The following is an 8744-nucleotide window of genomic DNA, read 5'->3' as shown; positions in this document are numbered from 1 at the left end:
CCTCCCCCGCCCCTGCCGGCCTCCTGCACCCGAGCCTGCACTGCCTCGCCTTCGCCGTCGCCCTGGGCAGCGCTGGCGCCGCGCTGGCCAAGGATGTGACCTGGGAGGACATCGCCAACGACGACAAGACCACCGGCGACGTGCTGCAGTACGGCATGGGCACCCACGCCCAGCGCTGGAGCCCGCTCAAGCAGGTCAACGCCGACAACGTGTTCAAGCTGACCCCGGCCTGGTCGTACTCCTTCGGCGACGAGAAACAGCGCGGCCAGGAGTCCCAGGCCATCGTCAGCGACGGCGTGATCTACGTGACCGCATCCTACTCGCGGCTGTTCGCCCTCGACGCGAAGACCGGCAAGCGCCTGTGGACCTACAACCACCGCCTGCCCGACGACATCCGCCCGTGCTGCGACGTGGTCAACCGCGGCGCCGCGATCTATGGCGACAAGGTGTTCTTCGGCACCCTCGACGCCTCGGTGGTGGCGCTGAACAAGAACACCGGCAAGGTGGTGTGGAAGAAGAAGTTCGCCGATCACGGCGCCGGCTACACCATGACTGGCGCGCCGACCATCGTGAAGGACGGCAAGACCGGCAAGGTCCTGCTGATCCACGGCAGTTCGGGCGACGAGTTCGGCGTGGTCGGCCGCCTGTTCGCCCGCGATCCGGATACCGGCGAGGAAATCTGGATGCGTCCCTTCGTCGAAGGCCACATGGGCCGCCTGAACGGCAAGGACAGCACGGTGACCGGCGACGTCAAGGCACCCTCCTGGCCGGACGATCGCAACTCGCCGACCGGCAAGGTCGAGTCGTGGAGCCACGGCGGCGGCGCTCCCTGGCAGAGCGCCAGCTTCGACGCCGAGACCAACACCATCATCGTCGGCGCCGGCAACCCCGGCCCGTGGAACACCTGGGCGCGCACCGCCAAGGGCGGCAACCCGCACGACTACGACAGCCTCTACACCTCCGGCCAGGTCGGGGTGGACCCGAGCAGCGGCGAGGTGAAGTGGTTCTACCAGCACACCCCCAACGACGCCTGGGACTTCTCCGGCAACAACGAACTGGTGCTGTTCGACTACAAGGCCAAGGACGGCAAGATCGTCAAGGCCACCGCCCACGCCGACCGCAACGGCTTCTTCTATGTGGTCGACCGCAGCAACGGCAAGTTGCAGAACGCCTTCCCCTTCGTCGACAACATCACCTGGGCCAGCCACATCGACCTGAAGACCGGCCGCCCGGTGGAGCGCGAGGGCCAGCGCCCGCCGCTGCCGGAACCGGGGCAGAAGCATGGCAAGGCGGTGGAAGTATCGCCGCCGTTCCTCGGCGGCAAGAACTGGAACCCGATGGCCTACAGCCAGGACACCGGCCTGTTCTACGTGCCGGCCAACCACTGGAAGGAAGACTACTGGACCGAGGAGGTCAGCTATACGAAGGGCAGCGCCTACCTTGGCATGGGCTTCCGGATCAAGCGCATGTACGACGACCACGTCGGCAGCCTGCGCGCCATGGACCCGGTCAGCGGCAAGGTGGTCTGGGAACACAAGGAACACCTGCCGCTCTGGGCCGGGGTGCTGGCCACCGCCGGCAACCTGGTGTTCACCGGCACCGGCGACGGCTACTTCAAGGCCTTCGACGCGAAGAGCGGCAAGGAGCTGTGGAAATTCCAGACCGGCAGCGGCATCGTCTCGCCACCGATCACCTGGGAACAGGACGGCGAGCAGTACCTCGGCGTGACCGTCGGCTACGGCGGCGCCGTGCCGCTGTGGGGCGGCGACATGGCCGACCTGACCCGGCCGGTGGCCCAGGGCGGTTCCTTCTGGGTATTCAAGCTGCCCAGCTGGGACAACCGCACCGCCAGCCGCTGATCCCCGCGCCGCGCCCTGCGAGGCGCGGCTTTCCCCGCCTTCGGAGTATCCCGATGAAGACCTTCCTCCTCTGCGCCGCCTTGCTCGGCGCCGGCCTGGCCCAGGCCGCCGACGACATCGACGACGTCCGCGTCATCGCCGGCTGCCGCCTGGAGCCCGGCGCGCGCTGCGCCAAGGCCGACCTGCGCGGCGCCGACCTGCGCAACCTCGACCTCGGCCGCATCGACCTGGCCGGCGCCGATCTCTCCGGCGCCGACCTGCGTCACGCCAGGCTCGACCTGGCCAACCTGGAAAAAGCCAACCTGCGTGGTGCCGACCTCACCCGCGCCAGCCTGCAGCAAGCCAACCTGCGCGGGGCCGACCTCTCCGGCGCCAGGGCGGTGGCGATCCAGGCCTGGGGCCTGTTCGCCCAGGGCGCCCAGTGGCAAGGCGCCGACCTCACCGCCGCCTACCTGGAGTTCGCCCGTCTCAGCGGCGGCCGCCTGCACCAGGCCACGCTGCGCGCCGCCGACCTGGAGATGACCTGGCTGTCCCGCGCCGATCTCAAGGGCGCCGACCTGCGCGACGCCAACCTGCAGGAAGTCAAGCTGGCCGAGGCCAACCTGGAAGATGCCGACCTGCGCGGCAGCAAGGTGCGCTTCGGCAACTTCCAGGGCAGCAACATGCAGGGTTGCAAGGATTGCCCCGCGGGCTGGCAGTGAAGCGCCGGACAGCAGCGACGGCCCCCCTAGCCGAGGCTGCCGCGAGCCTCCTCGGCGAGCGGCAGGCCCAGCCGCAGCACGCCGCTGTCGATGGCCCGGTGCACCAGTTCCGCCTGGGTACTCACCTGCAACTTCTGCTTGAGCAGGCTGACATGGTTGGACACGGTCTTGGCGCTTACCCCCAGGTGCTCGGCCACCTCGCGCAGGGCCAGGCCACGCGCGAGCAGGCGGAAGATCTCGAACTCGCGACGGGTCAGCCCGCGCAACGCTGCCCCGCCCTGCTCTTCCCACGACTGGCAGGCCAGGCGCGTGGCCAGGGGCTGCTCCAGATAGAGCTGGCCGGCGAGCACTCGCCGTATCGCCTCCAGCAGCACCGTCGGCGCCGCTCGCTTGGTCACGTAGCCGCGGGCACCGGCATCCAGCGCCTGGCGCACCAGGGCCAGTTCGTCGTGGAGGCTGAAGAACAGCACACGCAACTGCGGCAGGCGCTGGCGCAGCCGGCGAGTCAGTTCCAGGCCGCTGATGCCCGGCAGGCCGAGATCGACGATGACCAGCGAAGGAATTTCCCGCTGCACCGCCTGCAAGGCTTCTTCGCCGTCGCCGGCCTCGTTCACCTCCACGTCGGGGAGCAGCCCGCGCAACAGCGCGGCCAGCCCTTCGCGGACCACGAAATGATCGTCCACCAGCAGGATCTTCATCGTCCTCTCCTCTCAGTCGTCGCGTTCCAGCGGCATCCGCAGGCGCAACGCCAGGCCCTGTCCGGGACGGCTGCGCAGGCTCAGTTCAGCGCCCAGGCAGCGCGCGCGCTGGCGCATCGAGTCCAGGCCGAAGCCGGGTGCCGGGTCCGCCGCGCAGCCGCGACCGTCGTCGCGTACGCTCAGGTAGAGAAAGCCGCCACGGCATTGCAGGCGGATCCGCACGCGGCTGGCGCCGGCATGCCGGGCGACGTTGTTCAGCGCCTCCTGCAACAGGCGGTAGAGATGGGTCCCGGCCGCCGCATCCAGGGGCGGCAGCGGACCGCCCAGGCGCAGCTCGCAGGCGATGCCCTGGCCTTCCTGCCAGTCCGCCACGCAGGCGCGCAGCGCCTCGTCCAGCGACTGGCGTTGCAGGGCCGGCGGCGGTAGACCGCGCAGCAGCGCGCGGAAGCTGTCGTCCAGCCCCTGGCAGTAGCGCTCCAGGCGTGCCAGCGCCGGCTGCCCGTCGCCTGCCGTGCAGCGCAGCAACAACAGTTGGGTGCGGATGCCCGTCAGGTACTGGCCGATATCGTCATGCATCGCCTGGGCCAGCAAGCGCCGCTCGCGCTCCTGCACGGCGAGCAGCCAGCGGTACTCCGCCGGGCCGGCGGATCGCAGGTCATCCATGGCGTGGCTCAGGGGGCGATCCGACAGGCCTGTCCGACGGCGCAGGCGGCAGGTCTTTCCTGGCCGAGGTGGCGGGAATAGAGGAAATCGAACCCGAGCAGGCTGAGGATCAGCAGGATGGGCAACACCAGGGTGACGGCGATGCGCATGGCGGCGACTCCTGTCCATTGTCGTTATCGAGACATGCTAGGACGCGCGGAGCCACGGCGTGCTACTACCTTGGTACTGCCGGGCCGCTACTTTTGCGCGGCCACCCGCCTCCAGCCGCCCTTGCGGGCGCCGCCGATGCAGCAGGAGCGCTGCGCAAGCGCCTGGTCCTGCTACTTTGGTACTGGTTCACCCCTCCGGACGTCGAATTTCCAAAGCAGCGCGCCTGCCCTGTAATGACGCATACAAGAAGAAACGACGAGAAGCCGCCATGCCCCGCCTTGCCTTGCCCCGCGTAGCGCCCGACTACCCTGCGGTGGTCCCGCCGCAGTACCGAGTTCGCCTTCTCCGCCTACCCGGCTGCCGACCGTCCGCGACGCGTCCCCGGCAGCGCGCGGCGGAACGCCCGCCCGCTGGGCTATCGCGCCCACGACTGCTACCGTGAGCGCATTCGCATCCGCCCGCGTGCCCCGAGCCGCCACCAGCCGCCCATAACGACAATAACGAGGTGCAGGCCATGTACAAGATCCTGATCGCCGACGACCACCCGCTGTTCCGCGAGGCCATCCACAATGTCATCGCCGACGGATTCCCCGGCAGCGAAGTGATGGAAACCGCCGACCTCGACAGCGCCCTGGGCCTGACCCAGGAACACGACGACCTCGACCTGATCCTGCTCGACCTGAACATGCCCGGCATGCACGGCCTCAACGGCCTGATGAACCTGCGCAACGAGGCCCCGACCATTCCCGTGGTTATCGTCTCCGCCGAGCAGGACAAGCAGGTGGTGCTACAGGCCATCACCTACGGCGCGGTGGGCTTCATCACCAAGTCCTCGCCACGCGCGCAGATGACCGAAGCCATCGAGCAGATCCTCAACGGCAACGTCTACCTGCCCTCGGACGTGATCCGCACCCAGAAGAGTTCGCCGCGACGCAGCGGCCACGAAGAACACGGCATCTCCCCGGAACTGCTCCAGGCCCTGACCCGCAAGCAGCTGCTGGTGCTGGAGCGGATGACCAAGGGCGAGTCGAACAAGCAGATCGCCTACAACCTGGACATCGCCGAGACCACGGTGAAGGCGCACGTCTCGGCGATCCTGCGCAAGCTCAAGGTACACAACCGGGTCCAGGCGATCCTCAGCGCCGGCGACATCGACTTCGCCGCCTACCTGCGCCGCTGAGACCCGCCGATGCCCGACCGCCGTACCCTGCTGCTCACTGTCCTGGCGATGCTGGCCTTCGCCGGCAATTCGCTGCTCTGCCGCGCGGCGCTGAAGGACACCGCCATCGACGCGGTCAGTTTCACCGCCCTGCGTCTCTTCTCCGGCGCCCTCATGCTCGCCGTCCTGCTGCATCTGCGCCGGCGCCCGGCCACGCCCGCGCGCGGCGGCTGGCGCGGGGCGGCGGCGCTGTTCGTCTACGCGGCCGCGTTCTCCTACGCCTACGTGCAGCTGGACGCCGGCACCGGCGCGCTGCTGCTATTCGGCGCGGTACAGGTCACCCTGCTGCTGGCCGGCCTGCTGCGCGGCGAACGGCTGGGCGGACAGGCGCTGCTCGGTTTCCTGCTGGCCCTGGGCGGCCTGCTGTTCCTGTTGCTCCCCGGAGCCAGCGCGCCGCCGCTGGGCGGTGCCCTGCTGATGCTCCTGTCCGGCCTCGCCTGGGGTCTCTATACCCTGCTCGGCCGCGGCGGCGGCGATCCGCTGGCGGTCAGCGCGGGCAACTTCCTGCGTGCCCTTGCCTTCGCCGCCCTGCTGCTCCTGGCATTCCACGGGCAGTTGCGGCTGGACGGCGCCGGGCTGGCCTATGCCCTGCTTTCCGGCGCCCTCGCCTCCGGCCTCGGCTACGCCGTCTGGTACAGCGCACTGCCGGGGCTGACGGCGATCCAGGGCGCCTCGGTGCAGCTCAGCGTGCCGGTACTCGCCGCCCTCTGCGGCGCCCTGCTGCTCGGCGAGCCGCTCGCCCCGCGATTGCCGCCGGCGACCCTGGCGGTGCTCGGCGGGATCGCCCTGATCCTCGCCCCGCGCCTGGGCCGCGCGGCGCGCGAAGGCGCCTGAATCAGACCGAGGCTTCGCGCTCCAGCAAGTGGCAGAGCGCGGTCTTCAGCTTCATCGGCCGCACCGGCTTGTGCATCAGGGTATGGCCAAGCTCGCGGACCTGCTGCTTGAGCTCGTTGCTGTAGTTGGCGGTGATCATCAGCGCCGGCAGCGGCGAGCCGCGCCGGGCGTTGATCGCGGCGACCGCGTCGACGCCGTTGCGCTGGTCGTCGAGGTGATAGTCGACGATCAGCAGGTCGGCCTCGGCATGGTAGTTGTCGACCTGTCGCGCCAGGTCTTCCTCCGACAGCGCCGTCACTACCCGGCAGCCCCAGGCTTCGAGCAACGTGCGCATGCCTGCGCAGATCGCCGCATCGTTGTCCAGCACCCACACCCGCGAACCACGCAGGCGCTCGCGCAGGTCGTCCGCGCTGGCCAGCGGCTCGGCGCGACTGCGCGGGGCATGGCGGGCCAGCGGTACCTCGATGGAGAAACATGAGCCCTTGCCCGGCAGCGAGCCGACCCGGACCCGGTGGCCGAGCATGCGGGCGATCTTGTCGACGATCGCCAATCCCAGGCCGAGCCCGCGGTCCTGGTGACAACGCTGTGACTCGCCGCGCTTGAATTCCTGGAAAATCTCGCCGAGCTTGTCGGCGGCGATGCCCACCCCGGTGTCCCAGACCTCGATCGACAGGCGCTGCCGATGCCGGCGGCAACCCAGCAGCACGCGCCCTCGCGGGGTATAGCGGATGGCGTTGGAAAGCAGGTTGCGGAGGATTCGCGCGAGCAGTTGCTGGTCGCTGCGGACCAGCGCCCCGCAGGCCACGAAGTCCAGGCGTAGCCCTTCGCTGGCGGCTACCTGGCGGTACTCCGCGGCCAGGTTGCCGAGCAGTTCGCCAAGCTCGAACGGGGCGATGTCCGGGGTGATCACGCCGGCGTCCAGCTTGGAAATGTCCACCAGGGTGCCGAGCAGGTTCTCCACGTCCTCCAGCGAATGGCTGATGTTGTTCACCAGCGCCTCGTTGTCCCGCGCCGCGCTGCCGCGCTCCTGCAAGGCGCTGGTGAACAGCCGCGCGGCGTTCAGCGGTTGCAGCAGGTCGTGGCTGACCGCCGCGAGGAACTTGGTCTTCGACAGGTTGGCCTGTTCCGCCTCGCGCTTGGCCTCGCGCAGGCGCGCCTCGACCTGGCTGCGCTCGTGGATCTCGCGCTTGAACTGGTCGTTGAGGGTGGTCAGCTCGGCGGTCCGCTCGCGCACCCGCTGTTCGAGGTTCTGGTAGGCCTGGTGCAGCGCCTCGGCGGTCCGCCGGCGCTCGGTGATATCCCGAATCAGCACGAACAGCCCGGCGACCCGGCCGTCGGCCTGGCGGTTCGGCACGTAGGAGCGCTGCATGTAGCGCTCCTCGCCGGACAACGCGGTCTCGGCGATCTCGAAGGTCACGCTTTCGCCGGCCAGGGCCCGCTCGAAGTACGGCTCCAGGCGCCGGCAGTGCTCGGCGCCATGCACGTCGCGCAGGCAGCGGCCGAGCATCGAGCCGCTGGGCCAGCGGTACCACTCCTCGTAGACCTTGTTGGTGAATTCGTAGACCAGTTCGTCGCTGAGATAGGCGATCAGCGCCGGCACCTGGTCGGTGATCAGGCGGATCCAGCGCTCGCTGGCGCGCAACGCCTCGGCGTGGCGATAGCGTTCGGTGATGTCGGTGAAGGTGTTGACGAAGCCGCCGGTGGGCAGCGCATGGGTACGGATCTCCAGCACCCGGCCATCGAACAGGCGCTGCTCGCGGGCGCTCAGCGGACTCCCCTGGGAGTCCTGGCTGCGCGGCGTGAGCAACGGCAATTCGCTCTCCGCCATGACTTCGGCGAAGGCCCGGTGCCCGGCGATCGGGGCCAGCCCGCAGAGCTCCAGGAAGCGCCGGTTCCACAACTCCAGCACGCCGTCGGCACCGACCATCGCCACGCCCTGGGAGAGATTGTCCACCGCCCGCTGCAACAGGTGCGACTTCTGCGCCAGCGCCTGCTCGCGGCGCGCGGTCTCGCTGAGCTTGATCTCGGTGACGTCGCTGTAGAGCACCGCCAGCCCGCCGTCGCGGGTCGGTCGCTCGCTCATCCGCAGCCAGCGCTCGTCGCGCAGGCGGTACAGGGTCTGCTGGTCGCCGCCACGCTGCTCCTCGACGATCAGCCCGCCGCTACGCGCCAGCCGGTGCAGTTCGGCGCGACGCATGCCAGGACCGATCCGCGCCCGGCTGTCGATCCACAGCGCGCGGAAGCGCTCGTTGAACAACACGATGCGTTGCTGCGGATCGAACAGGACGAAGGCGTCGGAGATGCTTTCGATGGCGTCGAGCAGATGCTGGTGGGCGGTCTCGGCACGCAGGCGAGCGTCGCTGAGCAACTGGTTGCTGGCCTTCAGTTCGAGCATCGTCTGGCTCAGCGCGTCGGTGCGCTCGCGGACCTGCTCGGCCAGCACCACGGAATACTGGAAGGCGCCGTAGGCCTCGTCGCTCTGCGCGGCGCTCGACTCGATGCGTCCGATCAGCGCCTGGTTGATCCGCTGCAACTTGTGCCGCTCTTCTTCGAGGGCGACGACCCGCGCCTGCAGCTCAGCGACGGACACCTCCGCGGGGTCGGCCAATGGCGACCCCGG

At 69.4% G+C, this 8744-nt stretch carries 8 protein-coding genes; 4 read left to right on the top strand and 4 right to left on the bottom strand.

The annotated features are described in order from the left end of the window. Together exaA and HMPREF3014_RS00940 are read left to right on the top strand one after the other, a co-directional pair. On the top strand, positions 1-1859 hold a 1859-nt coding region (gene exaA / locus HMPREF3014_RS00945; RefSeq protein WP_256562440.1), incomplete at its 5' end, for a quinoprotein ethanol dehydrogenase. 53 nt (positions 1860-1912) lie between these two features. Beyond that, the gene (locus HMPREF3014_RS00940) at positions 1913-2560 is read left to right on the top strand and encodes a pentapeptide repeat-containing protein (RefSeq protein WP_003088520.1); all 648 of its coding nucleotides are present in this window, start codon (positions 1913-1915) and stop codon (positions 2558-2560) included. 26 nt (positions 2561-2586) lie between these two features. Here HMPREF3014_RS00940 and HMPREF3014_RS00935 read toward each other — a convergent pair whose 3' ends face one another. From HMPREF3014_RS00935 to HMPREF3014_RS34585, 3 genes are read right to left on the bottom strand one after another with little or no spacing between them, the layout of a single operon-like run. Beyond that, the gene (locus tag HMPREF3014_RS00935) at positions 2587-3258 is read right to left on the bottom strand and encodes a response regulator transcription factor (RefSeq protein WP_023087555.1); all 672 of its coding nucleotides are present in this window, start codon (positions 3256-3258) and stop codon (positions 2587-2589) included. Between the two features lie 12 nt (positions 3259-3270). Beyond that, complete coding sequence (locus HMPREF3014_RS00930; protein WP_023087556.1) at positions 3271-3921, bottom strand: sensor histidine kinase; 651 nt, start codon at positions 3919-3921, stop codon at positions 3271-3273. An 8-nt stretch (positions 3922-3929) separates the two neighbouring features. Next, positions 3930-4070: a hypothetical protein gene (locus HMPREF3014_RS34585; RefSeq protein ID WP_003088510.1), complete on the bottom strand. Its 141-nt coding sequence runs from the start codon at positions 4068-4070 to the stop codon at positions 3930-3932. Positions 4071-4585: 515 nt separating this feature from the next. Here HMPREF3014_RS34585 and agmR point away from each other — a divergent pair. Together agmR and HMPREF3014_RS00920 are read left to right on the top strand one after the other, a co-directional pair. Then, positions 4586-5251, top strand: coding sequence for a response regulator AgmR (agmR, locus tag HMPREF3014_RS00925; RefSeq protein ID WP_003107754.1), 666 nt, complete (start codon positions 4586-4588; stop codon positions 5249-5251). A gap of 9 nt (positions 5252-5260) precedes the next feature. Continuing rightward, the gene (locus HMPREF3014_RS00920) at positions 5261-6124 is read left to right on the top strand and encodes a DMT family transporter (protein ID WP_003113465.1); all 864 of its coding nucleotides are present in this window, start codon (positions 5261-5263) and stop codon (positions 6122-6124) included. A 1-nt stretch (position 6125) separates the two neighbouring features. Here the strand turns inward: HMPREF3014_RS00920 and nahK are convergent. Then, a partial coding sequence (gene nahK, locus HMPREF3014_RS00915) for a hybrid sensor histidine kinase/response regulator NahK/ErcS' (RefSeq protein ID WP_256562439.1) occupies positions 6126-8744 on the bottom strand: 2619 nt, incomplete at its 5' end.

It is taken from the genome of Pseudomonas sp. HMSC065H01 (genome assembly GCF_001815235.1).
In the GTDB taxonomy this organism is placed as follows: Bacteria; Pseudomonadota; Gammaproteobacteria; order Pseudomonadales; family Pseudomonadaceae; genus Pseudomonas; species Pseudomonas aeruginosa.
The sequence above is the reverse complement of the archived record's forward strand: the minus strand, read 5'-3'. Positions and strand labels throughout refer to the sequence as shown.

Excerpts from the sequence above, each read along its gene's own strand:
- HMPREF3014_RS00930 (WP_023087556.1), bottom strand. The coding sequence starts at position 3,921 with ATGGATGACCTGCGATCCGCCGGCCCGGCGGAGTACCGCTGGCTGCTC.
- HMPREF3014_RS34585 (WP_003088510.1), bottom strand. The coding sequence starts at position 4,070 with ATGCGCATCGCCGTCACCCTGGTGTTGCCCATCCTGCTGATCCTCAGC.
- HMPREF3014_RS00935 (WP_023087555.1), bottom strand. The coding sequence starts at position 3,258 with ATGAAGATCCTGCTGGTGGACGATCATTTCGTGGTCCGCGAAGGGCTG.
- HMPREF3014_RS00940 (WP_003088520.1), top strand. The coding sequence starts at position 1,913 with ATGAAGACCTTCCTCCTCTGCGCCGCCTTGCTCGGCGCCGGCCTGGCC.
- HMPREF3014_RS00920 (WP_003113465.1), top strand. The coding sequence starts at position 5,261 with ATGCCCGACCGCCGTACCCTGCTGCTCACTGTCCTGGCGATGCTGGCC.
- agmR (WP_003107754.1), top strand. The coding sequence starts at position 4,586 with ATGTACAAGATCCTGATCGCCGACGACCACCCGCTGTTCCGCGAGGCC.